The organism is Pseudarthrobacter sp. YAF2, assembly GCF_052113345.1.
In the GTDB taxonomy this organism is placed as follows: Bacteria; Actinomycetota; Actinomycetes; order Actinomycetales; family Micrococcaceae; genus Arthrobacter.
On sequence record NZ_JBFRDA010000011.1, the window covers coordinates 16,768 to 41,955 of the forward strand.

Consider the following 25,188-nt stretch of genomic DNA (forward strand, 5'->3'; position numbering starts at 1 on the left):
CAACGACAATGGAAAGAGGATACGTGAAGACAGCAATCTGCGGGCTTGACCCGACCAGCCCCGCCTCGACCGCGAACGGTGAAGCCCAGTGGGGGCTTGCCGCAGAGTTGAAGGATCGGCTGGCCAAGGCCGCGTTGGGCGGGCCGGCGAAGTCCCGTGAACGCCACATTGCCCGCGGCAAGCTCCTGCCGCGCGAACGCATTGACCATTTGCTCGACGACGGCAGCCCCTTCCTGGAAATAGCCCCACTGGCCGCAAACGGCATGTACAACGACGAGTCTCCCGGTGCAGGCGTCATTGCCGGTATCGGCCTGGTCCACGGCCGGCAGGTGCTGGTGATCTCCAACGACGCCACCGTCAAGGGCGGCACCTACTATCCGATGACGATCAAGAAGCACCTCCGGGCCCAGGAGATCGCCCTCGAAAACGGGCTGCCTTGCGTCTACTTGGTGGACTCCGGCGGGGCATTCCTGCCAAAACAGGACGAGGTGTTCCCGGACAAAGAGCACTTCGGCCGTATCTTCTACAACCAGGCGAAAATGTCCGCCGCCAAAATACCTCAGATCGCCGCCGTCATGGGCTCCTGCACCGCCGGTGGTGCCTACGTGCCGGCCATGAGCGACGAAACGGTCATCGTCCGCAACCAGGGCACCATCTTCCTGGGCGGCCCGCCTCTGGTGAAAGCAGCCATCGGAGAAATCGTCTCTGCAGAAGAACTGGGGGGCGGTGAGGTCCACTCCAAGATTTCCGGTGTTACGGACCACCTTGCAGAAAACGATGAACATGCCCTGCAGATAGTGCGCGACATTGTCGACACCCTGCCACCGCCACGGGCACACGTCTGGGACGTAGCAGATGCTGTTCTCCCGCCCGTGAAGGACCCTGAAGAACTGTACGACGTCGTTCCTGTCGACGTGAACGCACAGTACGACGTCCGTGAAGTTATTTCACGGGTTGTGGACGGCAGCGAGTTTCACGAGTTCAAGGCCAACTACGGAACCACCCTGGTCACCGGCTTTGCCAGACTGCACGGCCACCCCGTTGGCATAGTTGCGAACAACGGCGTGCTGTTCAGTGAGTCCGCTTTAAAGGGTGCGCACTTTATTGAGCTTTGCGACCAGCGGGGGATCCCGCTGATCTTCTTGCAAAACCTCTCCGGCTTCATGGTCGGTAAAGATTACGAGCACGGTGGAATCGCCAAGAACGGCGCAAAAATGGTGACCGCCGTCGCAACCGCCCGTGTACCCAAACTGACGGTTGTTATCGGAGGCTCGTTCGGCGCAGGCAACTATTCCATGTGCGGGCGGGCCTATTCGCCCCGCTTTCTCTGGATGTGGCCGGCCTCACGGATCTCGGTTATGGGCGGCAACCAGGCATCCAGCGTGCTCGCCACAGTCAAGAGGGACCAGTACGAAGCCGCAGGACAGGATTGGTCCGCCGACGACGAAGACGCTTTCAAGGCCCCAATCAAAGCCCAGTTCGAGAAGCAGGGCAGCCCCTATTACTCCACCGCACGCCTCTGGGACGACGGCATCATTGATCCCGCGGACACCCGGACGGTCCTGGGCCTGGCCCTGGACGTCATCTCGCGGACCCCGTTGCCGGAAACCTCCTTCGGCCTCTTCCGCATGTGACCGCCCCGACAGACCAAGCGCAAGGAAGAACAGACATGACCATCAGAAAATTCGACACGGTGCTGGTCGCCAACCGCGGCGAGATAGCATGCCGGGTAATCCGCACCCTCCGCCGGCTCGGAATCAACTCCGTCGCGGTGTACTCGGAAGCGGACGCCGACGCGCGCCATGTAAAAGAAGCCGACATCGCGGTGTGCATCGGTGCCGCTGCCGCCGCGGACAGCTACCTGAAGATTGACGCGGTGGTCGAAGCCTGCCACCGCACAGGTGCCCAAGCAGTGCACCCCGGCTACGGCTTCCTGTCCGAAAACGTAGACTTCGCACGGGCCCTGCAGGAGGCAGGCATTGCCTTTATCGGACCGGACGTCGATTCCATCAATGTGATGGGCGACAAGATCCGCTCCAAAAACCATGTCGTCGCGCACGGAGTTCCCGTGGTGCCAGGTATCGCAGAACCGGGTCTAAGTAACGAACAGCTCATCACTGCTGCGAAGGACGTCGGGTTTCCGCTTCTCATCAAACCCTCCGCCGGCGGTGGAGGCAAAGGCATGCACGTAGTGGAACGGGCCGAGGACTTGCCAGCCGCCCTGGAGACAGCGCGCCGTGTGGCCAAGAGCTCATTCGGGGATGACACCTTGTTCCTCGAACGGCTGGTACGTTCCCCGCGGCACATCGAAGTCCAGGTCCTTGCTGACCGTCACGGCAACACCATCCACCTAGGCGAACGGGAGTGCTCGCTGCAGCGCCGGCACCAGAAAGTGATCGAGGAGGCCCCCGCTCCGCTGCTCCAGGGCCTGGCCAACGGTGCAGAGATCAGAGCGCGTATTGGCGCGGCGGCCGTGGATGCCGCCCGATCCGTGAACTACGTCGGTGCTGGAACCGTGGAATTTCTGGTGTCCGATGAGGCACCCGATGAATTCTTTTTCATGGAAATGAATACCCGCCTTCAGGTTGAGCATCCCGTCACAGAAGAAGTCGTGCGGGTCAATGGTGAGCGTTTGGACCTGGTTGAATGGCAGGTGCGCATCGCGGCCGGCGAAGTTCTCACTGTCGCCCAGGCCGATGTGGCCCTCGAGGGGCACGCGATCGAGGCGCGCGTTTACGCCGAAGATCCATCCCACAGCTTTCTTCCGTCGATCGGCTGCATGCTGCGCATCAGCGAACCGTCAGGTCCCGGCATCAGGGTAGACAGCTCCCTGACCCCTGGCTTGGAGGTGCCACCTCACTACGACCCCATGATCGCCAAGGTCATCGTCTGGAACACCGACCGCGGGCGCGCGCTCGGAACGCTCGACCGGGCACTGGCCGACACCGTCCTGCTTGGCGTGAAGACCAACGTTGAATATCTGAGGCTGCTTATCGCCGACGAGGACGTCGTAGCAGGGCGACTGGACACAACCCTGATCGACCGCAAAATCATTTCCATGCCGTTCCGGGCCTTCAGCTCCGAAGACCTTGCGCTGGCGACGCATGCCCTATTGGAAGACGAATCTTCAGACCGCCCCGGCCCATGGGGGAGCAGAAGTGGGTGGCGGATCGGTGGTCAGTCACCAACATCGGTCCATCTTGAGGTTGACGGACAAACGTATACAGTCACCGCAACATGGGAGGCCGAAGGGCGGGTCCTCGACATCGACGGCTCGTCGTTTCACGTCCAGTCACTCTCCGACGGCTCAGCCTCCGTCAACGGGATCCGGCGTCAAGTAACCACCGCCGTCGCCGCTGATGGAACCGCTTGGCTCTCCATCGCCGGCTGGGGGGGTGCCGCCCGGAGGCTCAGCCGGCAAGAGCGGCTGCAAGGCCAGCTCGCAACCCTGGAACGCGAGGCCGGAACGGCGTCGCCCGTTGTCCTGTCACCGATGCCTGGGACCGTGATCGCCGTCGCAGTTAACGACCTTGATCTCGTCGAAGAGGGGCAGCCGCTGCTCTCCATCGAGGCAATGAAGATGGAGCACCAGCTCCCGGCACCGGTTGCCGGCGTCGTACGGCTAAGCCTGAAGGTGGGTGACTTGGTGAAGGCCAACCAGATACTGGCGACCATCGAACCACTCTCCCTCGAGGCCGCCGACGGCGGAAGGACCCAGGCCACGGCGGCGTCAGCACAACAACTCCAAGAAGCGAAGGGATAAGTTCAATGGACACCATTGACGTGCAGCGCATCCAGCAACGCGGCCTCTACCTTGATGAACTCAAGGAGGGCGCCCTCTACGTCCACAGGCCCGGCCGCACCCTAACTGAAACAGACAACGTGCTTTTTACGACGCTTACCATGAATAACCAGGGCCTGCACCTGGATGCCGCCTGGAGCGCCACCCAGCCTTTCGGTCAGAGGCTCATGAACTCCCTATTCACCCTCGGCACCATGATCGGCCAGTCAGTGCCCCAAATGACCGAGGGCACGATCATCGCCCAACTCGGACTGACCGATGTCCGGTTTCCGCACCCGATGTTTCATGGCGACACTCTCTACACCGAAACCCAGGTCACAGATGTCCGGATGTCCGCCTCCCGTCCCGGCCAGGGAATAGTGGGAATGAAGCACGCCGGACGCAACCAGGACGGCATTGTGGTCGCCGAAGCGACGCGCAGCTGCCTGATGTGGACCCGGCAGGCGCACGAGGCCAGCCTTTCGGCGGGACAGGAGTAGACGTGGCCGCATTTGAAATGGGACCAGCCATCCTCTTCTGCCCGGCCGATCGCCCCGAACGATTCGGCAAGGCGGTGGCGAGGTCAGACGCAGTCATTCTGGATCTGGAGGACGCTGTTGCCCCAAAGGACCGGGAATCTGCGCGCAAAGCCCTGATGGCCAGCACCCTGGATCCGGAAAAAACCATCATCAGGATCAACCCGGCCGACACCGACGACTTTTCCTTGGACCTGCACGCACTCGAGCAGACTGACTACCGGCACGTCATGCTGGCCAAGACCGAGGACCCGGAATCTTTGGCGCGGCTGGCCAACTTCTCGGTTATCGCCTTGTGTGAGACCGCCAAGGGCATGGTGAACGCAGCGTCGATCGCGGCGGTCCCGCACGTCGTGGCTCTCATGTGGGGCGCAGAAGACATGATCGCCTCGCTGGGCGGAATGTCCAGCCGCCGACGCGACGGCATGTACAGGGACGTTGCACTGCACGCTCGTTCACAGGTGCTCCTGGCAGCAGGCGCGGCAGGGAAAGCGGTGCTGGATTCCGTTTACCTCGACATCGGCGACGTGGCCGGTCTAAAACAGGAAGCGAACGACGCCATCGCCTCCGGATTCACAGCAAAAGCTGCCATCCACCCAACCCAGGTGCCCATCATTCGGGAGGCCTTTATGCCCACGCAGGCGGAAGTCGAGCGGGCGCAACAGATGCTTAGTGCCGCGGAGCAGTGGGGCGGCGTCTTCACTTTCGAAGGCCGCATGGTCGACGAACCCGTCCTTCGGCACGCACGTCGGACCTTGGCACGGGCCGCCGCTTCGGTCCATTCCGGTTGAAATACCCACCCCCCTCCGACGCGGGAACAGAAAGGGCAGAGCGAGCCGGGCTACCGGCCCTACGGGTGCGCGTGGCGGAAGGCAGCCCTGTGACGTTGACAGCAGTGACTATGTCGACAACTATTGACAGATGGACGGACAAGCGGCGGTATCCGAGACGCTCATTTTCGATGCCTTATCTGACGGCGTACGCCGACAGATCCTTGAATACCTGGGCGAAAAGGGTGAGTGTTCAGTCACCGAACTCGCCAACCACATCGACTCGGTGGGCCGAACCACGGTGTCGAGCCACCTGCGGCTTCTGCGCACCTCCGGTGTCGTGCGTGAACGGCGTGAGGGCCGAAACCGGTACTACAGCATCGATCCGGAGGGGTCAGTGAGCGCTGCGGTCCGGTATCTACAGCGGATCCTCTACGACGGCATTGCAGACGTTGCGAAATCATCACCCGCCGGGTCGGAGCAACCAGGCGCAAGGACCGGCCTCAGGCGCTCTGGGTGAACCAGCCGTTGACCTTGGGGGCAGAGGCCGAGGTCGAGCTTTCGGCGCACGACGTGTTTGCGCGCTTTGGCGCCGGTGACACTGCCGGTTGGCTTTTTGACGCCAAATGTGACCGCCTCGCGGTAGGCAGCACTGTTCGGTTGAAAATCCCTCTGCAAGAACGCGGGGGACAGGAACTCGAAATTCTGGGCCGATTCGTCCGGCTCAGACCGCCCTCGATGATCGTTATCGAGCATCATCAGCCGTGGCGGGGGCACCTGAAGCTGTTCTTTGACTCCCTAGGTGCAAGCCGCACCCGGGTGCGGCTTCGCTCAACCATTGATGGGCCAGGGGTCGACTGGCTTGTCCGCAGGAGTGGGCTCCAGTTGCCACTTCCCCCGCCGCAGAACACGTTGCGGATCGGCCTGATTACCAGCAAGTCCGGTTCCGCCGCCGTCTACGCGATGGGAATTGAGTACATGGCTGAACTTGCTGTCGAAGCGGTTAACGCTCTGGGCGGAGTTGGTGGAAGGCCTCTTGAAATACTGGTCGCCGACGACGCCACCGATGCCGGCGTAGCCGGCTTGGAAGCCAGGCGGATGGCGAAGGCCAGATGCCGGGCGATATTTGCCTGCACGACGTCCGCCAGCTTTGCCGCTGTAATGAGCGCCGTCCAGGGCAGCGACATCCTCCTTGTCCAGCCCGTGATGAACGAAGGCGGCGTGGAACCGGCCAACGTGGTACGGCTGGGGGAGAGGCCCGCATCCCAGGTGGACGCGCTTGCCCGCCTCCTGATGAAAACGGCCGGTGGAAGGAGATGGTTTCTTATAGGGCAAAGCTATAACTGGTCCTACGGCGCCCATGAGTCGGCGCGCACCGTGCTCGCCAAGCACGGCGCTGAAGTTGTCGGGGAGTGTTTTGTACCACTGGGCACACGGGACTTTTCCCAAACTATCGAGCGGATCCAGAAAAGCGGCGCCGACCTCGTGATGTCGTCCCTGATAGGGGCGGATGAAGTCGCATTTCACCGTCAACGAGCGACAGCAGGCCTTCCCGGTCAGACGGTGATGCTCTCCCTTGTCCTGGACGAATCCACATACGGGTACATAGGCCCGGATGCGGCGCAAAACGTTTGGACAGCACAGAGTTATTTCGAGGGTGCCGTTGATGCCGGCAACGACCGCTTGGTCGCCACCTACCGCACCCGGTACGGTCGGTTTGCGCCGCCGATCACGTCCTTATCGGAGACGGTTTACGAGGCCATTCTCCAGTACGCACGGCTTCTTGGCCGCGACCCTGACGCGAGTGCTTCCGTACACGCGCAGGCGCTAAGGGAAAGCCGCGGCTCCACCAGGGGCAATACCGTGGGCGAACGCAATCTGACTTCCCAGCGCCTCTGGCTGGCGAAAGCCGACACTGCAGCAATGCGCATCTTTGACGTCTTTGGTTAGAAGGACGAAACGGCGTCTTAACAGCCTTTTACGTGGGTGAAACAAGTGCATGCGTCAATAGCTATTGACACATTTGCGCGGCGGACCTACGCTCGTGTGATATAGACCACAAGGAGTCGAGGGCATGACAAATTATCACCTTCCCACTGATGGGATGGTTGGGCAGGAGCCAGTTGGAAGTCTTCCGGCTGCTGAACAGGGCGCCGTAGGCGTTGTGACCGCCGAGCAGATTGAGGCATCTTCCCGTCTGGTGGATCTGCCGTTGTCAGCCGAGGATTCGGCCAGGATCGCAGAGCTGCTCAGTCAATGGATCCCGGCAGCGATAGCACTCAGCACGCGCATGCAGGCCCCTGAGCTGGATAACACAATTCCGATCACGGTTTTTGGTATGCCGGGTGGAACCTGGGCGACATCATCGGCTAGTGAAGAGGTTGTGGCATGAATCTCCTTGATCTGGATATTGTCACTGCTGCCGAGAAGGTCAGCAGCAAGGAAGTATCCCCCCTCGACCTCGTGGACGCGTGCCTCGAGCGCATTGACGAAATCGCAGACACGAATGCTTTCATCAGTGTCAATGCTGCCGAAGCCCGGGCTGTTGCCGCTGCGTCCGGTGACCTTATTGCGGCCGGGTACCGGATTGGTCCCCTGCACGGTATTCCCATTTCCCTTAAGGACAATATCGGCGTTGCCAATGCGGTGACCACGGCTGGAAGTGCCGTGCTCTCGGATTACCGTCCAACCCATGACTCCACCGTTGTCCAGAGGCTCCGTTCTGCTGGAGCCATCATTCTCGGCAAGACCAACATGCATGAGTTTGCTTGGGGCGGTACGTCCGCAAATCCCCACTACGGTTTCGTGAAAAATCCTTGGGACGTCACTCGGATGCCAGGAGGGTCGAGCGGCGGGTCAGCAGTTGCAGTGGCGGCAGGGGCCTCATTCGGCGCTCTCGGCACCGACACGGGAGGGTCAATCAGGCTTCCGTCATCGCTGAACGGCATCACCGGCCTTAGGCCAACCATCGGGCGGGTCAGCAACGCAGGAGTCATTCCCCTGGCGTGGAGCATGGACACGGTTGGCCCGATGACCCGCTCGGCGCGCGACTGCGCTCTACTGCTGGGAGTACTGGCCGGCCATGATCCAAAAGACGCGGGCACGGCCCCGGCGGCAGTTGAAGACTACTGGGCCGCGACCGCGAAACCGAGTGTGGCCGGGCTGCGGATCGGGTTGATCGACGACTATTCACTGACCCACATACAGCCGGCAGTCGAACGGGCCGTTAATGCCGCGCTGGAATCTTTCAAGGCCCAGGGCGCGGTCCTGCGGGCCGTGCAGGTGGCAGATATTGAAGGTAATATTTCGGCGCAACTGACAGTGGAAGCTGCCGAGCCCAGCGCCTATCACCAGCGCAGTCTGAGGGCCCGCCCTCAGGATTACGGGGAGGATGTGAGGCTGCTGCTTCAGGCCGGCGAAATGCTTCCGGCAGTCCACTACCTTCAAGCCCAGCGGTACAGGGCCCTGCTTCGAGCGCAAATGCTCCAGGCGCTGGAGACGGTGGATGTCATCGCCTGCCCGACTCTTCCCTTTACCGCCACAGCGCTCGGGGAGACCAGCGTGGTCATCCGGAACGACGAGCCAGAAGACATGCTTTCCGCAATCATGCAGTTCACGGGTCTTCCGTCCCTGACGGGCCTGCCCGCCATGAGCCTGCCGTGCGGCATCGACACGGAAGGACTCCCGATCGGGATCCAGCTCATTGGCCGGCCGTTCGGCGAGGCAGCTTTGCTGCGCGCCGCCGCGGCATTCCAAAGCCAAACCACGTTCCACCTTGCGCGCCCAAACATGGCTGAGCGCACGTGGGCGTCCGCCTAGGCCGCATCGGCCGCGGTATCGAGCACCGACAATAAAGCCCCACATCTAACAATCGTTTATTCCGGCATGCCCAAAAACGTCCTGTAACAGGGTGAAGAACCCACCAGGCCGCATTTTCCGGCGGCCAACGCAACAGAGAGACGAGCCATGAACCTTAGAGATGCCCTGCGGGGCCCTGACGCCAACCTTGACGAACAAATAGAGAGCTACGCGACACAACGTGTTCCGGCAGACAAGCGCTGGCCACGCCTGGCGATTCTGCTCGTGCTGACGGGCAATATCACCGCAATGTTCTGGTTCCTCCTTGGAGGGCAACTGGGCTTCCTCGTTGGCTGGCCCATGGTGTTGGTGCCCATCGCCTACATGGTGCTGGGCGCGACAGTCATCGGCGGGCTCATCATGCGCATCGCAAGCAAGGAAGGGCTTTCACTCCCGTTGCTCAGCCGCGGCCTCGGCTTCGGAGTCAAAGGCTCAGCCGTGGCCTCCATCGTGTATGGCGTCAACTATGTCTTCTATTTCATCTTCGAGGGCAGCATCGTCTCCCACGCCTTGAGCGCCTGGGCAGGTATCCCCGTCGACTCGTTTTTGGCTACCATCGTCTTCGCAGGTATCTCCCTGGCGGCGCTGTACTACTCGTGGCGCGGCATGCACTCGATGAACATTCTGCAGCGGTTTGGGCTGCCCATATTTCTTGTCCTCTTCGTCGTGGGCATGGTCATGCTGGGCAACGGATACGTCCTGGTCGGTCCCGGGCAGTGGCAGGCCACGGGAGGCATGGGGGCCGCCGCGATGTGGCAGGCAATGAGCATGGTCAACGGCCAGATCGTCTTCCAAGGGCTGATCGCCACTGACTACGGCCGCTTCGTGAAGAAGTCCGTTGGTTACCGCGGAACGTCTGCGCTGATGTTCATCGAACTGGCGATGTGTGCCGTCGTTGTGCTCTTCGGAACATTTATCGGATTCACGATGCTCAAGACCTTTGAAGGAAGCCCTAACCCGGAGGTTTCTGCAACCGATCCTGGTTTGTACTTTGCGGTGATCATGGGCTTCCTGGGCGTTGTCTTTGCCTTCGTAACGCAGGTTCGCATCAACGTGATGAACCTGTACTCCGGCTCCCTGGCACTCTCCAACGCCGCCGACGCCCTCGTTACCCGCAAGATCGGCAGACAGTGGTGGATGGTGGGCCTGGTCGTTGTGGGCGTCCTCGTTTACCCCCTGAACGTACTCCAGTACACCGACAAGTTCCTTGCTGTCACAGGCATCATGACCAACACCTGGATCTTCATCCTGCTCGCGGACTACTTCATCTGCCGGAAAGCCTTCAAGCTCGCACCGAGCACGAACATCGAATACGAAGAATCTGCCGTACCGAGCTGGAACCCCGCCGGCATCACTGCAATGGTTGCGGGCATAGCCGTGGGTGCGGCAGGCATCTTCGGCGCTTACCCGAGCTACTACGCGTCGTTCATCGCCATGGCTATCGGACCAGTTGTCTATGTACCCATGATGGTTCTGACCCGCGGCCGTTTCTATTCCAAAGCACGCAAGCAGCAACTCGAAAGCGACCAGAAATTGCCGCAAACGACCTGACCCAGCTGTACCTGCCGACAAAACGTGAGAGTCCGGAGTGGTCGTGCCACTCCGGACTCTTGTCGCGCTGCAAAAATAGTTGTGGGCTCGCCTGAAAGGAGCGGGCTGCGCTCGTTAGGGGAGCGCGGCGGCACCGTCGCTGCCGGCGCGAAAAATTTCCGGCGAGGTTGGTGTCCCCACCACAGGGTCACCGACCTCGAACTCCGCAGCTTCTCAATGTCCCGACGAGCTTCACGGGGCCGGGTTCACTGCTCAGAAAGCGGGAGTGACGGGTCAGCCAGGTACCAAGCAAGATGGGTGAGGTGTCGACCGGGTTCATCCGTTGAAGGGAGGCTCGGAACTCGTCAAGGTTGAAGTACGCCGCGTCTGTTGCGCAAGGCAAACGCGGCCCTTTCTGATTCCGCTTGCCAAACCGGCTCGGCTTCATCCGGACGCAATGGTTTGCACATGGTGAGGACCACACGTATGATTCTGTGTCAGCGGCCATTTTCGCCGTCAGGATTGTTACCCGAACGGGGCAAGACCTGAGATGTCACTTATGTGCGTCTCGGGTCTTTTTTTGTGCCCAAAAATTGGACAGAGAGGTCTGGCATGGCAAATGTGGACTACCGGTCGCTGGCCGGCGAAATTTTGCAGGGGGTAGGCGGCGAAAAGAACATCGTTAGCGCGGCTCACTGCGCTACCCGGCTTAGGCTCAAGCTGCGTGACGACGCCAAGGCTGACACTGCGGCGATCGAAAAGCTGCCCGGCGTGATCACTGTGATGCAGGCCGGCGGCCAGTACCAGGTGGTCATTGGCGACAACGTTCCTACTGTTTACGCTGAACTGGGCAAGATCACCAAGCTCACTGGAGACAGCGTGGCGGATGACGATCCGGCGCCGAAGGGCAACCTTTTGAGCCGCTTCATCGACCTGATCTCCTCGATCTTTTCGCCTGTGATCTGGCCGCTGGCAGCTTCCGGCCTGCTCAAAGCGTTCTTGAGCCTTGCCACCCAATTGGGATTGCTCGATCCGGCATCCCAGACCAATGTGGTTTTGGCTGCCACGGCGGATGCACTGTTCTATTTCCTGCCGCTCTTCCTGGCAGTGACGGCAGCCAAGAAGTTCAAAGCCAACCAATTCACCTCGATGGCCATTGCCGGAGCGCTGGTTTACCCGAGCATCGTGGCGCTGGCCGGGCAGGCCGAGCCTGTGAGCTTCGCCGGGATCCCGGTGGTGATGATGAACTACACCAGCTCGGTCATTCCGATCATTGTGGCGGTTTGGCTTCAGGGCCACCTGGAACACTTCCTCACCCCTGTACTTCCGTCAGCGATCCGAAACTTCACCACGCCGCTGCTGACACTGCTGGTGATGGTCCCGTTGGTACTGCTGACGGTCGGCCCGGTCACCACCTACGCGGCACAGGGTCTTTCGACCGGAATTTCCGCGGCATTCACTTTTGCACCCTGGCTCGCTGGTGCCCTCATGGGCGGTTTCTGGCAGGTCTTCGTCCTCTTCGGCCTGCACTGGGGCTTCGTACCGGGCATGCTCAACGAGATCGCCACGCAGGGTCATTCCTTCCTGTTCGGACCCTTGCTGCCCGCAGTGCTCGCGCAGGCCGCAGCCACCCTTGCTGTGGCCCTGCGAACCCGCAACAAAGCCCGCCGCGCCGTGGCCGGTCCCGCCTCATTGTCCGGTTTCCTGGCCGGTGTCACCGAACCAGGCATCTATGGCGTCAACCTTCCATTGAAGAAGCCGTTTTACTTTGGTATTGCTGGCGGTGTCGTCGGCGGCGCCGTCGTTGCTGCCGGTGGGAGCGCTGCAACGTCTTTCGTGTTCCCGTCGCTGCTTGGCCTTCCTGCGTTCACTAGTGTAGGCAACGTCGTTCTCCTCCTGGTAGGCACCGTTACGGCTGTGATGATCGCTTTCTTCCTGACGTTCTTCTTCGGCCCCCGCGAGCAGGAAGTGGCAGCAGCGTCCGACGCCGGCACGGGCCTTCCGGAAACGGCTTCGGAACCGCGGGCGGCAACGGACCCGGCAGCGGGTACCGGTACCGCCGCGTCAGCCGGTACCGTCGAGATTCTTGCCCCCGTCGCCGGACAGGCTGTAGCCCTGAAGGATGTCCAGGACAAGGTGTTCGCCTCGGGTGCCATGGGTAAAGGCCTGGGCATCGTGCCCGCCGGCGGCCACATCTACTCACCGGTCACCGGCACCATCAAGGCCGCCATGAAGACCGGACACGCCTTTGGCATCAAATCTGACGACGGAGTCGAGGTCCTTGTCCACATCGGCATCGACACGGTTCAAATGCAGGGCCGCGGCTTCGAAGCCAAAGTGACACGCGGCGAGCAGGTACGCGCCGGTGACCTGCTCGCCGTCGTCGACCTTGATGCCGTCGCTTCTGCAGGCTACGACACCACCACCCTGGTGATGGTTACCAACACGGCCCAGTTGTCCGACGTCAATCCGGTGACCGAGGGAGCCCTCGCCACAGGGGATGCCGCCATCACGGTCCGTGTCTAAACCCGCCCGTTCTTACTCCCACATTCCAGCTGACAAGGAACGAATACTGTGACCACCACTTTCCCCGAAGGATTCCTCTGGGGCGGCGCCACCGCCGCCAACCAGATTGAAGGTGCCTACAACGAGGGCGGCAAAGGGCTCTCCATCCAGGACGTGATGCCAAAGGGCATCACGGAGACCCCCACCGAAGGTCCCACCCCGGAAAACCTAAAGCAGGTGGCCATCGACTTCTACCACCGGTATGAAGAGGACATCGCGCTTTTCGCGGACATGGGATTCAAGGTGTTCCGCTTCTCCATCGCGTGGAGCCGGATCTTCCCGCTCGGGGACGAGGAAACTCCCAACGCCGAGGGCCTGGCTTTCTACTCGCGGATCCTGGATGAACTGGACAAGCACGGCATCGAGCCCCTTCCTCGATTTCGTCAACACCCGCGCTGAGCAGGCACTGCCTGAAGCGGAAGCGGTGCCGATCGCACTGCACCTGGTGAATGCCGGGTTCGCTACCGGTGACCTGTCTCTCACCTATCAAATGACCGGGGTGTTTACACAGCTTTTCGAAGTCTTGGAGAAGGCTTATGACCGTCCCTTTAACCAGGACACTGTCAACGCCGCCCGCTTCATCACCCACCTGCGCTACTTCTTCGTCCGAGCCCAAACCGGCCGACAGCTGGACGACGGTGCAAGCACGCTCAGCAAAGCAATCCGGGAGTCCTATCCCGAGGCGTACGCTAACGCCCTCAAGCTCCAAGCAGTCCTCGAGCTGCGCCTCGGCGAGCCACTGACCGAAGACGAAGTGACCTACCTGACCCTCCACGTCGCCCGGATGGTAGAAGACCTCCGAGTGCGCTAACCACCCCCACACCCCTATCTACGAACGAAAGCAATCTCATGCCCGAACGCACAGCCATTATCGCCAGCACCTCAGGCCTGCACGCCCGCCCGGCCACAGTATTTGTCGAAGCAGCGGCAGCATACGAAAACCTTGAAATTACCATTGGACGCGAAGATGAATCCGCCAGCGAAGCCATGGATGCCAGCTCAGTTCTCTCCCTCATGAGCCTGGGACTCGAGCACGGCGACCGCGTTGTCCTCCGCAGTGAAAGCGCCGGCTCGGAGAAAGCCTTGGATCACCTGGCCGGGCTGCTCCAAATCAACCACGACGCATAAAACTTCCCGGCATTTGAGCCAAAGCATGAGAATTGGAATCCTTACCAGCGGTGGCGACTGCCCGGACTGAAATGCCAGCGCTCACTTCACCGACGAAAGTTATGATAGTGACGGTCAGGGTCGACATTCTGGACTCGCTAGAGGCTGATCTGCACACCGTAAGTTCCACTGTCGGTTCATATGGCGAAAGGTTGGCGAGGAAGAGGCATAGGACGCTGGTTTGCTGCCGAGGTCATCGACTCGTTAAGTCCAGGGACCGCCTTGCTGCGACGTACCCAGCCCCGATGGACGACTCAGATGGGCTAGTACGAAAGAGGGCCGAGGCCAGACTTAGAAGCGTCTGGAGCGACATTGGCTTCCAAACGCTCAGTGGAGACGTAATGATCCTGGACCTGAATCTGGTGACCTTCGAGGACAGACTCCGAACGATGCGAAAGAAGTTCGGGGTTGATTGAGCCTCACGCTTCAATTCTGCTGTAGACGTCGTCAGGAATTCCAGCTCTTCGCTACCAGTGATCGGCGCCCGCACTGATCGGTTCTAATCCGGCATTTTGGGGCGAAGAAACGACCCGCTCCTCACGACAGAAGCAGGCCTTTTCCGGCCACTCCCCTGCCCATTTTGAAGAGCCGATAGTAAACCTTACGTAAAGCAGGCGCGGAGGAGGGGTCTCCACGCCCCTCCCGGGCCGTTCAGGAGAGGCTGTGGATTGCCCCTGCCCAGCGGGGGCCCGAGACGGCCCGGCGAACCGCCCTGGCGCGGATGTGAAAGTCGATCTTTGGCATGCGCGGGGAATCGTCAGGTTGGCCACCAGGATCACTCCAGGCCGCTGGCTGTGCCTTATTTGTGGATGCTGCGCACTGGTCCGTGATCAGTCCCATGCCGGCGTATTCGCGCACGGCGGAGATGCCGGCAACAGCGTCTTTCTTGGTGTCGAAGGGCTTGGACACTGCCATGATGGTGCCGTCCGGCGCTGTTAGCCGGAACCTAAACGCTGATTCCGCGTCGACAAATAGTTCGAACATTCCTGCCATTGCGATCCTTTCGGTCTGCGGGATCTTGAGGCCGCATCTTTGCCGCCCCGACAGGCCATGAGGCATCGTTGCCTCCGTAATTCCTGCTATCCCGCCATCCAAATTTCCGTCAAATTCAGCACGCGTACCTCGAGTGTTTCGCAGGGACGCTTGCCCGCGCAAGGCTTTGCCCGGTATCCAACCGAAGTGATCCCCCGCTCTCAAGTTCAAACAGGGGCAATAGCGCGTGCGGAAACCACGCGGACGCAGAAGCTACAACACGTTGCGGATGGCCTGCTCGAAACTGGTGACGTGCTCCAGGGCGAGCTTGCCCGCACGGTCCGAATCGCCGTCGGCCACGGCCTCCAGCAGCTCCACGTGCTCGGCAATGTGGGCCGCCACAGACGGTACCTTTTCCAGCACCATGCACCAGATGCGGGTGGCCAAGTTGTCGTAGCGGATCAGGACGTCTTCAAGGTGGGTGTTGGCGGCCGCCCGGTAGATCAGGCGGTGCACCTTGATGTCATAGCGCATGAGGTCATAAGGGTCCTCGCCATCACCCATGGTGGAGATTGCTGCGGCGGTGTCGCGGATTTCCTGGCGCAGCGCCGGGGTGGCCAGCTTGGCAGCGCGGCGCGCTGCCAAAGGTTCCAGGGACTCGCGGAGTTCGGAGACGTCGGCGAGTTCGGTGATGTCGACGACGGTGGCGAACGTTCCGCGGCGGGGGTACGAGACCACGAGGTGGTCGCCTTCCAGGCGCTTGAGTGCTTCCCGCACCGGCGTGCGGCCGATCCCGAGTTCCGCGGCCAGCTTGCCGTCGTTGATGGCCTCGCCCGGCCTGATGTCGAGCATGATGAGGCGGTCCCGGAGGTGCTGGTAGGCCTGCTCTGCGAGCGAGAGGTCGCCTTCTCCGGCCAGCTGGTTTTCTAGCATTACGCTCATCCGGGCTCTCCCAAGGTAGCTATTGACTGCCGCGTGATCTACAACATACTATTACGTCAGTTCTAATATATCAGTTACAGATCAGTTATGGATCAGTAACTCCGAAGGGCTCAAAAGGAGAACAATGCAGGACGTACTGAACGCCTCGCTCGCCACCGTGGACGCCGACGTCGCCGCCGCCGTGGCACAGGAACTGCACCGCCAGCAGTCCACCCTGGAAATGATTGCCTCGGAGAACTTCGCTCCGGCATCCGTGATGGAAGCCCAGGGCTCGGTCCTGACCAACAAGTACGCCGAGGGCTACCCGGGCAAGCGCTACTACGGCGGCTGCGAGCACGTCGACGTGATCGAACAGCTCGCCATCGACCGCGTGAAGGCCCTGTTCGGCGCAGAGTTCGCCAACGTGCAGCCGCACTCCGGCGCGCAGGCCAACGCCGCCGCCATGTTCGCCCTGCTGAACCCGGGCGACACCATCCTTGGACTCTCACTGGCCCACGGCGGCCACCTCACCCACGGCATGAAGATCAACTTCTCCGGCAAGCTCTACAACGTGGTTCCGTACCACGTCCGCGAATCCGACCTCCGGGTGGACATGGCAGAGGTGGAAGCCCTGGCCCTGGAACACAAGCCCAAGCTGATCGTGGCCGGCTGGTCCGCCTACTCCCGGCAACTGGACTTCGCCGAATTCCGCCGGATCGCCGACCTCGTGGGTGCCTACCTCATGGTGGACATGGCCCACTTCGCCGGACTCGTCGCCGCAGGGCTGCACCCCAACCCCGTCCCGTACGCGGACGTTGTCACCACCACCACCCACAAGACCCTGGGCGGTCCACGAGGCGGCGTCATCCTGGCCAAGGAGGAGTACGCCAAGAAGATCAACAGCGCCGTGTTCCCCGGCCAGCAGGGCGGCCCACTGGAGCACGTGGTTGCCGCAAAGGCCGTCGCGTTCAAGCTCGCTGCTGCACCGGAATTCAAGGAGCGCCAGGAGCGCGTGCTGCAGGGAGCCAAGCTGCTGGCGGAGCGCCTCCTCCAGCCGGACGTCCAGGCCGCAGGCATCTCCGTGGTCAACGGTGGCACCGACGTCCACCTGGTCCTGGTGGATCTCCGGAACTCCGAACTCGACGGCCAGCAGGGCGAGGACGCCCTCCACAAGATTGGCATCACCGTCAACCGCAATGCCGTCCCGTTCGACCCCCGCCCGCCGATGGTTTCCTCAGGCCTGCGCATCGGCACCCCCGCACTGGCCGCCCGCGGCTTCGGCGCCGCCGAATTCACCGAAGTGGCAGACATCATCGCCACGGCGCTGATTGCCTCCGCCGGCACCGGCACCCTGCCCGGGGACACCGCCGTCGAACTCCGCAACCGGGTGACGGCCCTGGCCGACAAGTTCCCCCTCTACCCGCACCTCTCCGCCGACGCCGGCCTGGCCGAAGCCGAAGCAGACCTGATTGGAGCCGCCCAGTGAACACCCAGCACCTTCCGGAGCACCCGGACTTCCTCTGGCGGAACCCGGAACCCAAATCCTCCTATGACGCTGTGATCGTGGGCGGCGGCGGCCACGGCCTGGCCACCGCCTACTTCCTGGCCAAGAACCACGGGATGACCAACATCGCCGTCCTGGAAAAGGGCTGGCTGGCCGGCGGCAACATGGCCCGCAACACCACCATCATCCGCTCCAACTATCTCTGGGACGAGAGCGCCGCCATCTACGAGCACGCCCTCAAGCTCTGGGAAATCCTGCCCGAGGAACTCGAATACGACTTCCTCTTCAGCCAGCGCGGCGTGATGAACCTGGCCCACACCCTGGGCGACGTCCGCGAAAGCATCCGCCGGGTGGGCGCCAACAAGCTCAACGGGGTGGACGCCGAATGGCTGGACCCGCAGCAGGTCAAGGAACTCTGCCCCATCCTGAACATCCGCGACAACATCCGCTACCCCGTCATGGGCGCCACCTACCAGCCGCGCGCCGGCATCGCCAAGCACGACCATGTGGCCTGGGCCTTCGCCCGCAAGTGCGACGAAATGGGCGTGGACATCATCCAGAACTGCGAAGTCACCGGCTTCCTCAAGGACGGCGACCGGGTGGTGGGCGTCAAGACCAACCGCGGCACCATCAACACCGAAAAGGTTGGCCTCTGCGCCGCCGGCCACAGCTCAGTCCTGGCAGAGATGGCCGGCTTCCAGCTCCCCATCCAGTCCCACCCGCTGCAGGCACTGGTGTCCGAACTGCATGAGCCCGTCCACCCCACCGTGGTCATGTCCAACCACGTGCACGTCTACGTGTCCCAGGCGCACAAGGGCGAACTGGTGATGGGCGCCGGCGTGGACTCCTACAACGGCTACGGCCAGCGCGGCTCCTTCCACGTGATCGAGCAGCAGATGGCGGCCGCCGTCGAACTCTTCCCCATCTTCGCCCGGGCCCACGTCCTCCGGACCTGGGGCGGCATCGTGGACACCACCCTGGACGCCTCGCCGATCGTTGGCCTGACCCCGGTGGAGAACATGTTCGTGAACTGCGGCTGGGGGACCGGCGGGTTCAAGGGAACCCCCGCCGCCGGCATGACCTTCGCGCACACCATCGCCACCGGCACCCCGCACCGGCTGAACAAGCCGTTCTCGCTGGAACGCTTCGAAACCGGTGCGCTCATCGACGAACACGGCGCCGCCGCCGTGGCCCACTAGCCGCCGCCACCAGAAAAGGACTAACGCACATGCTGCTGATCCCATGCCCCAACTGCGGCCCGCGGGACGAAACCGAATTCCACTACGGGGGACAGGCCCACGTCCCCTACCCGGAAAACCCCAGCGAGCTGACCGACACCGAGTGGTCCCGCTACCTCTTCTACCGCGAGAACCCCAAGGGCATCTTCGCCGAACGCTGGGTCCACAGCACCGGCTGCCGCCAGTGGTTCAACATGCTCCGCGACACCGTGAGCTATGACATCCAGGCCATCTATCCCATGGGTGCCCGCCGGCCGGACCTGGCTGCCGCCCCCGCCGGGGAATCCGGCACGGCCAGCCTCGCCGCTGACAGCACCACCACCGGAACGGCCGCACCCAGCCTCGCTGCAACCAGCCTTGCCGCCGGCACCACGCCCGCCACCACCACCGCCCCGGAAGGAGCCACCAAGTGACCTCGCAGAACGCCCGCCTGGCAACCGGCGGCCGCATCGATCGCACCATCTCCTGGCGCTTCACCGTGGACGGCGAGGAATTCACCGGGCACCCCGGCGACACGCTTGCCTCTGCGCTGCTGGCCAACGGCCGCGTCGCCGCCGGCAACTCGCTCTATGAGGACCGCCCCCGCGGCATCATGTCCGCCGGCGTGGAAGAGGCCAACGCGCTGGTCCGCATCGAGGCCCGCTTCCCCGGCCACGTCGCAGAATCCATGCTTCCCGCCACCACCGTTTCCCTGGTGGACGGGCTCAAGGCCACCCTGCTCAACGGCCTGGGCAAACTGGACCCCGAGGATGACCGCGCCGAATACGACAAGAAGTACGTCCACACCGACGTCCTGGTGGTGGGCGGCGGCCCCGCCGGCCTCGCCGCGGCCCGCGAAGCGGTCCGCACCGGCGCCCGCGTCATGCTGCTGGACGACCAGCCCGAACTGGGCGGCTCACTGCTCTCCGGCTCCACCGCGCCCGGCCTGGCGGAGACCATCGAGGGCAAGCCCGCCCTGGAGTGGGTGGCCGACGTCGAAGCCGAACTGGTCTCCGGTGCGGAATCCACCGTGCTGAACCGCACCACCGCCTTCGGCGCCTACGACGCCAACTACGTCATCGCAGTCCAGAACCGCACCGACCACCTCTCCAGCCCCGCGGCACCCGGCGTCTCCCGCCAGCGGATTTGGCACATCCGTGCCAACCAGGTGGTCCTCGCTCCGGGCGCGCACGAGCGTCCCCTGGTGTTCGAGAACAACGACCGCCCCGGCATCATGCTGGCCTCGGCCGTGCGCAGCTACCTCAACCGGTACGGCGTTGCCGCCGGCAAGCGCGTGGTCATCAGCACCACCAATGACAGCGCCTACGCCGTCGCAGCCGACCTCGCCGCCGCTGGCGTCAAGGTGGCGGCCGTCGTGGACGCCCGTCCCGCCCTGACCGCCGCGGCAACGGCCGCCGTCGAAGCCGGCATCCGGGTGCTGATCGGCAGCGCGGTGGCCAACACCTCCGCCGACGGGTCCGGCCGGCTGGCCGGCGTCACCGTCCGCAGCATCAACGACGACGGCGAACTCACCTCGGGCGTCGAGCAGATCGCCGCAGACCTGCTGGCTGTCTCCGGCGGCTGGAGCCCGCTGGTCCACCTGCACTCCCAGCGCCAGGGCAAGCTGCGCTGGGACGAAGAACTGGCGGCCTTCGTGCCCAGCACCGAGGTTCCCGCCCAGCAGACCATAGGCGCCGGCCGCGGCTCCTTCGCCACCGAAGACTGCGTCGCGGAGGGCATCTCCGCCGGTGCCAAGGCGGCCATCGCTGCGGGCTTCAGCTCCGACGTCGAGCCCTCTCCGCTGGGCGAGCCGAAGGCCTCCGCACCCACCCGCCAGCTCTGGCTGGTGCCGGGCGAGAACGGCACCCCGGACGACTGGCACCACCACTTCGTGGACTTCCAGCGGGACCAGTCCGTGGCGGATGTCCTCCGCTCTACCGGCGCCGGCATGCGCTCCGTTGAGCACATCAAGCGGTACACCTCCATCAGCACCGCCAACGACCAAGGCAAGACCTCCGGCGTCAACGCCATCGGCGTCATTGCCGCGGCGCTGCGGACCGCCGGGGAGGCCTCCCGCGGCATCGGCGACATCGGAACCACCACCTACCGTGCACCGTTCACCCCGGTGGCCTTCGCGGCACTGGCCGGACGCCAGCGCGGCGAACTGTTCGATCCCGCCCGCATCACCTCCATCCACCCCTGGCACGTGGCGAAGGGTGCGCTCTTCGAGGACGTCGGACAGTGGAAGCGGCCCTGGTACTACCCGCAGGACGGGGAGGACATGGACGCCGCCGTGCTGCGCGAATGCGCCGCCGTCCGCGAATCCGTGGGCTTCATGGACGCCACTACCCTGGGCAAGATCGAAATCCGCGGCAAGGACGCGGGGGAGTTCCTGAACCGGGTCTACACCAACGCGTTCAAGAAGCTTGCGCCGGGTTCGGCACGCTACGGCGTCATGTGCACCCCGGACGGCATGATTTTCGACGACGGCGTGACCCTCCGCGTTGACGACGAGACCTACTTCATGACCACCACCACCGGCGGCGCCGCGAAGGTGCTCGACTGGCTGGAGGAATGGCTGCAGACCGAGTGGCCGGAACTGGACGTGAAGTGCACCTCGGTGACGGAGCAGTGGAGCACCATTGCCGTCGTGGGGCCCAAGTCCCGTGAGGTTATCGCCAAGGTTGCACCGGAACTGGCAGCCAACGGCGGCCTGGACGCCGAAGCTTTCCCGTTCATGACCTTCCGCGAAACCACCCTGGCCTCCGGCGTCCGCGCCCGGGTCTGCCGCATCTCGTTCTCCGGCGAACTCGCCTACGAAATCAACATCCCGGCCTGGTATGGACTGAACACCTGGGAAGCCGTGGCCGCTGCCGGCGCCGAATTCAGCATCACCCCGTATGGCACCGAAACCATGCACGTGCTGCGCGCCGAAAAGGGCTATCCGATCGTTGGGCAGGACACGGACGGTACCGTCACTCCGCAGGACGCCGGTATGGAGTGGATCGTTTCCAAGGCCAAGGACTTCATCGGCAAGCGCTCGTACTCCCGGGCGGACTCCAGCCGCGAGGACCGCAAGCACCTGGTCAGCGTGCTCCCGGTCGACGGCACGCTCCGGCTGCCGGAAGGCACCCAGCTCGTGGAGAAGGGCCGCTCCACCAACCCGGCCTACGGTCCTGTACCGATGGAAGGCTTCGTCACCTCCAGCTACCACAGCGCAGCGCTGGGCAGGTCTTTTGGCCTGGCCCTGATCAAGAACGGCCGCAACCGCATCGGCGAAACCCTGGTGGCCGCCGCCGGCGACCAGCTGGTGGACGTGGTTGTTGCAGAAACAGTGCTTTTTGACCCAGAAGGGACCCGTAAAGATGGCTGAGACAGCAGCATCCCCCACCCAGAGCGCCGCGGAACAGAACCGTGCCGCCCGTGTCAGCCCGGCCCGGCAGCTGGCGGAAGACTTCACCGCAGGTTCCCTGGCCGGCACCGTTGAGATCTCGGAAGTACCGTTCCTGACCATGGTGGGCCTCCGGGCTGACGCAGGCTCGGACGAGGCAACGCGCCTGGCCGCCGTCACCGGCGGCCTGCCGGCCGGTTCCGGTGATGTGGTCAAGTCCGGCGACACCTCGGTCCTGTGGCTGGGACCGTCCGAATTCCTGGTAGTGGCTCCCACCGAGGCCCACGAATCCCTGGGCGGCAGCCTGATCCCGGCACTCCGGGAAGCACTGGGCTCCGGAGCAGGCCAGGTGGTGGATCTTTCCGCCAACCGGACCACGTTCGAGCTGGTTGGCCCCCGGGCCCGCGCCGTGCTCGAAAAGGGTTGCTCGCTGGACCTGCACCCCCGGGTGTTCAAGGCAGGCACCGCCTTGTCCACCGAGATCGCGAACATCCCCGCCATGCTGTGGAAGACGGGCGAGGACTCCTTCCGGATCTTCCCCCGGGCGTCGTTCGCCGAATTCCTGGGCCGGTGGCTCCTGGACGCCATGCGGGAGTACGCCTCACCAGAGGTCCCCTGATGGCGCTCAGCGTCCTGGACCTGTTCTCTGTTGGCATCGGGCCCTCGTCGTCACACACGGTGGGCCCGATGCGGGCAGCCAAGCTCTTCGCCGATGGGCTGAAGGGCGACGGCCACCTGGCCTCCACCGTGCGCGTCCAGTCGGAACTTTTCGGCTCCCTGGGCGCCACGGGGCGCGGGCACGGCTCCGACAAGGCAGTGGTCCTGGGCCTGCAGGGCCTGGAGCCCGAAACAGTCAACACCTTCACGGCCGATGACCAGGTTGCGGCCGCCGCCCTGAACGCCGAGCTGCAGATTGCCGGCAGCCACCGCGTGGATTTCAACTGGGAAGAGGACGTGGTGCTGCACCGGCGCAAGTCCCTTCCCGCGCACCCCAACGGCATGACCTTCCGCGCCCTTGACCACACCGGCGCCGTGCTCAGCGAACGGAGCTACTACTCCATTGGCGGCGGTTTCGTGGTGGACGGCGACGCCGAAGGGGCCGACAAGGTGGTGGCGGACGACACCGTGCTGCCCTACCCGTTCTCCACGGCGGACGAGCTGTTGCAGATCTGCAGCCGCGAGGGCATGTCCATTTCCGACGTCATGCTGGCCAACGAACTCACCTGGCACAGCGAAGCGGAGCTCCGGGAGAAGCTGCTGGGGCTCTGGGCCGTGATGCGCGAATGCGTCGAGAACGGCTGCAACGCCGAGGGTATCCTGCCGGGCGGCCTCAAGGTGCCCCGGCGTGCCCCCGCCCTGTTCCGCACCCTGACCGCCTCCGCCGCGGCATCGGCGGAAGCCTCCGCCCAGGCGGCGGCAGCAACGCCGTCGCCCGTCCAGGCTCCTGCCGACCCGCTGCTGGCGATGGAATGGGTCAACCTGTTCGCGCTCGCCGTGAACGAGGAGAATGCCGCAGGAGGGCGGATCGTCACCGCGCCCACCAACGGCGCGGCCGGAATCGTGCCTGCCGTCCTGCACTACTACGTGAAGTTTGTTCCAGGAGCCGACGACGACGGTGTGGTCCGCTTCCTGCTGGCGGCGGCCGCCGTCGGAATCCTGTTCAAGACGAACGCCTCCATCTCAGGCGCCGAAGTGGGCTGCCAGGGAGAGGTGGGCTCTGCCTGTTCGATGGCGGCGGCCGGGCTCTGCGAAGTGCTCGGCGGTACGTCGGCGCAGGTGGAGAACGCCGCCGAGGTGGGAATCGAGCACAACCTGGGCCTGACCTGCGATCCCGTGGGCGGGCTGGTGCAGATCCCGTGCATCGAGCGGAACGCGATCGCCAGCGTGAAGGCGATCAACGCGGCCCGGCTGGCCCTGCACGGGGACGGCAGCCACAAGGTTTCGCTGGACAAGGCCATCAAGACCATGCGCGACACCGGAGCCGACATGAAAACCAAGTACAAGGAAACCTCCCGAGGAGGACTCGCCGTGAATGTAATCGAGTGCTGAGCCATGACCATCACTGAAACCCATATCCCCGCCACCAGCGCCGCCACCACGGTGGAGCACGTCCTCACCCTGGACTGCCCGGAGGGCCCCGGCATTGTGCACGCCGTCTCCGGCTTCCTGTTGGATCACGGCTGCGACATCATCGACAACAAACAGTTCGGCGAACGCTCCGAAGGCCACTTCTTCATGCGTGTGCATTTCGCCTCCGAGGGTGACGAATCCACACTGCAGGTGCTGCGGGACTCGTTTGCCCCGGTAGCGGACAAGTTCGGCATGCGGTGGCAGCTGGAACGCCAGGGATCCAAGCGCAAGGTGCTGATCATGGTGTCCAAGTTTGGGCACTGCCTCAACGACCTCCTCTTCCGGGCGCGGGTCGGTGAACTGCCCATAGACGTGGTGGCGGTGGTGTCCAACCACCGGGACCACCAGGCACTGGTGGAGTGGCACGGCATCCCGTTCCACCACATCCCGGTCACCGCTGACACCAAGCCCGAGGCCGAGGCAAAGCTTCTGGAACTGGTGGACGGGCTGGACGTGGAACTGGTGGTGCTGGCCCGCTACATGCAGGTGCTCAGCGACGACCTGACCCGGCAGTTGGACGGCCGGGCCATCAACATCCACCACTCGTTCCTGCCCAGCTTCAAGGGCGCCAAGCCGTACCACCAGGCCTATGCGCGGGGTGTCAAGACCGTGGGCGCCACGGCGCATTACGTCAACGCCGAACTGGATGAGGGGCCCATCATCGCCCAGCAGGTGGTGGAAGTGGACCACACGTACGGGCCCGAGGACCTGGTGGCCGCCGGCCGCGACACCGAATGCAAGGCCCTCTCCAACGCGGTCAAGTGGCACTGCGAAGGCCGGGTCCTCCTGCAGGGCAACCGCACCGTGGTGCTGCGGTAGCCCGACCTAATTGAACACTGTCAGCGC

22 protein-coding genes and 1 pseudogene are annotated in these 25,188 nt (G+C 63.4%); 21 read left to right on the plus strand and 2 right to left on the minus strand.

All coding sequences use genetic code 11. The features are described from left to right. Positions 1-8 precede the first annotated feature (8 nt). The 14 genes and pseudogenes from AB4Y79_RS12685 to AB4Y79_RS12750 all read left to right on the plus strand — a co-directional run bounded on the left by AB4Y79_RS12685 (position 9) and on the right by AB4Y79_RS12750 (position 14,623). Entirely contained in the window at positions 9-1,634 is a 1,626-nt protein-coding gene (locus AB4Y79_RS12685; protein ID WP_441862231.1) for a carboxyl transferase domain-containing protein, read from the plus strand. Between the two features lie 35 nt (positions 1,635-1,669). Continuing rightward, positions 1,670-3,763 carry an ATP-binding protein gene (locus AB4Y79_RS12690; protein ID WP_441862234.1) on the plus strand — a complete coding sequence of 698 codons (2,094 nt, stop codon included), beginning with the start codon at positions 1,670-1,672 and terminating at the stop codon, positions 3,761-3,763. A gap of 5 nt (positions 3,764-3,768) precedes the next feature. Further along, entirely contained in the window at positions 3,769-4,281 is a 513-nt protein-coding gene (locus AB4Y79_RS12695; protein ID WP_441862237.1) for a MaoC family dehydratase, read from the plus strand. Between the two features lie 2 nt (positions 4,282-4,283). After that, the gene (locus tag AB4Y79_RS12700) at positions 4,284-5,108 is read left to right on the plus strand and encodes an HpcH/HpaI aldolase/citrate lyase family protein (RefSeq protein WP_441862240.1); all 825 of its coding nucleotides are present in this window, start codon (positions 4,284-4,286) and stop codon (positions 5,106-5,108) included. Between the two features lie 130 nt (positions 5,109-5,238). Continuing rightward, entirely contained in the window at positions 5,239-5,607 is a 369-nt protein-coding gene (locus tag AB4Y79_RS12705) for an ArsR/SmtB family transcription factor (RefSeq protein WP_441862243.1), read from the plus strand. Further along, entirely contained in the window at positions 5,604-7,037 is a 1,434-nt protein-coding gene (locus AB4Y79_RS12710) for an ABC transporter substrate-binding protein (protein ID WP_441862245.1), read from the plus strand. The genes AB4Y79_RS12705 and AB4Y79_RS12710 overlap by 4 nt, the downstream gene beginning before the upstream one ends. A 124-nt stretch (positions 7,038-7,161) precedes the next feature. Then, a complete protein-coding gene (locus AB4Y79_RS12715) occupies positions 7,162-7,479 on the plus strand; it encodes a hypothetical protein (protein WP_441862248.1) in 318 nt (105 codons plus the stop codon). Then, a complete protein-coding gene (locus tag AB4Y79_RS12720; RefSeq protein WP_441862251.1) occupies positions 7,476-8,906 on the plus strand; it encodes an amidase in 1,431 nt (476 codons plus the stop codon). The genes AB4Y79_RS12715 and AB4Y79_RS12720 overlap by 4 nt, the downstream gene beginning before the upstream one ends. A gap of 147 nt (positions 8,907-9,053) precedes the next feature. Then, positions 9,054-10,496 (plus strand): purine-cytosine permease family protein, encoded by a 1,443-nt coding sequence (locus AB4Y79_RS12725; RefSeq protein WP_441862253.1) that lies wholly within the window; start codon positions 9,054-9,056, stop codon positions 10,494-10,496. A gap of 591 nt (positions 10,497-11,087) precedes the next feature. Next, complete coding sequence (locus tag AB4Y79_RS12730; protein WP_441862256.1) at positions 11,088-13,001, plus strand: beta-glucoside-specific PTS transporter subunit IIABC; 1,914 nt, start codon at positions 11,088-11,090, stop codon at positions 12,999-13,001. Between the two features lie 48 nt (positions 13,002-13,049). Next, positions 13,050-13,412 (plus strand): annotated as a pseudogene (locus AB4Y79_RS12735) (family 1 glycosylhydrolase); the annotation flags it as partial. 118 nt (positions 13,413-13,530) lie between these two features. Then, positions 13,531-13,851, plus strand: a complete 321-nt coding sequence (locus AB4Y79_RS12740) for a PRD domain-containing protein (RefSeq protein ID WP_441862494.1) — start codon at positions 13,531-13,533, stop codon at positions 13,849-13,851. Positions 13,852-13,889: 38 nt separating this feature from the next. After that, a complete protein-coding gene (locus AB4Y79_RS12745; RefSeq protein WP_441862259.1) occupies positions 13,890-14,168 on the plus strand; it encodes an HPr family phosphocarrier protein in 279 nt (92 codons plus the stop codon). Positions 14,169-14,452: 284 nt separating this feature from the next. Beyond that, positions 14,453-14,623, plus strand: a complete 171-nt coding sequence (locus tag AB4Y79_RS12750) for a hypothetical protein (RefSeq protein ID WP_441862262.1) — start codon at positions 14,453-14,455, stop codon at positions 14,621-14,623. A gap of 235 nt (positions 14,624-14,858) precedes the next feature. Here AB4Y79_RS12750 and AB4Y79_RS12755 read toward each other — a convergent pair whose 3' ends face one another. Both AB4Y79_RS12755 and AB4Y79_RS12760 read right to left on the minus strand, forming a co-directional pair. Continuing rightward, positions 14,859-15,200: a YegP family protein gene (locus AB4Y79_RS12755; protein WP_441862265.1), complete on the minus strand. Its 342-nt coding sequence runs from the start codon at positions 15,198-15,200 to the stop codon at positions 14,859-14,861. Positions 15,201-15,452: 252 nt separating this feature from the next. Beyond that, complete coding sequence (locus AB4Y79_RS12760) at positions 15,453-16,121, minus strand: GntR family transcriptional regulator (RefSeq protein WP_441862268.1); 669 nt, start codon at positions 16,119-16,121, stop codon at positions 15,453-15,455. 124 nt (positions 16,122-16,245) lie between these two features. On the opposite strand from AB4Y79_RS12760, the gene glyA reads away from it, so the two are divergent. Genes glyA through purU form a run of 7 tightly spaced genes read left to right on the plus strand, consistent with a single transcriptional unit; the run spans position 16,246 to position 25,161 of the window. Beyond that, positions 16,246-17,586, plus strand: coding sequence for a serine hydroxymethyltransferase (gene glyA / locus AB4Y79_RS12765; protein WP_441862271.1), 1,341 nt, complete (start codon positions 16,246-16,248; stop codon positions 17,584-17,586). After that, on the plus strand, positions 17,583-18,803 hold the full coding sequence (locus AB4Y79_RS12770; RefSeq protein WP_441862274.1) for a sarcosine oxidase subunit beta family protein: 1,221 nt from the start codon (positions 17,583-17,585) through the stop codon (positions 18,801-18,803). Before glyA ends, AB4Y79_RS12770 begins: the two co-directional genes overlap by 4 nt. 29 nt (positions 18,804-18,832) lie before the next feature. Then, positions 18,833-19,255, plus strand: coding sequence for a sarcosine oxidase subunit delta (locus AB4Y79_RS12775; protein WP_441862276.1), 423 nt, complete (start codon positions 18,833-18,835; stop codon positions 19,253-19,255). Continuing rightward, positions 19,252-22,194 (plus strand): sarcosine oxidase subunit alpha family protein, encoded by a 2,943-nt coding sequence (locus AB4Y79_RS12780; protein WP_441862278.1) that lies wholly within the window; start codon positions 19,252-19,254, stop codon positions 22,192-22,194. Before AB4Y79_RS12775 ends, AB4Y79_RS12780 begins: the two co-directional genes overlap by 4 nt. Continuing rightward, the gene (locus AB4Y79_RS12785) at positions 22,187-22,831 is read left to right on the plus strand and encodes a sarcosine oxidase subunit gamma (protein WP_441862281.1); all 645 of its coding nucleotides are present in this window, start codon (positions 22,187-22,189) and stop codon (positions 22,829-22,831) included. Before AB4Y79_RS12780 ends, AB4Y79_RS12785 begins: the two co-directional genes overlap by 8 nt. After that, positions 22,831-24,261, plus strand: coding sequence for an L-serine ammonia-lyase (locus tag AB4Y79_RS12790; protein WP_441862283.1), 1,431 nt, complete (start codon positions 22,831-22,833; stop codon positions 24,259-24,261). Before AB4Y79_RS12785 ends, AB4Y79_RS12790 begins: the two co-directional genes overlap by 1 nt. Positions 24,262-24,264: 3 nt before the next feature. Continuing rightward, positions 24,265-25,161, plus strand: coding sequence for a formyltetrahydrofolate deformylase (purU, locus tag AB4Y79_RS12795; RefSeq protein WP_441862285.1), 897 nt, complete (start codon positions 24,265-24,267; stop codon positions 25,159-25,161). The last annotated feature ends 27 nt before the right edge of the window (positions 25,162-25,188 follow it).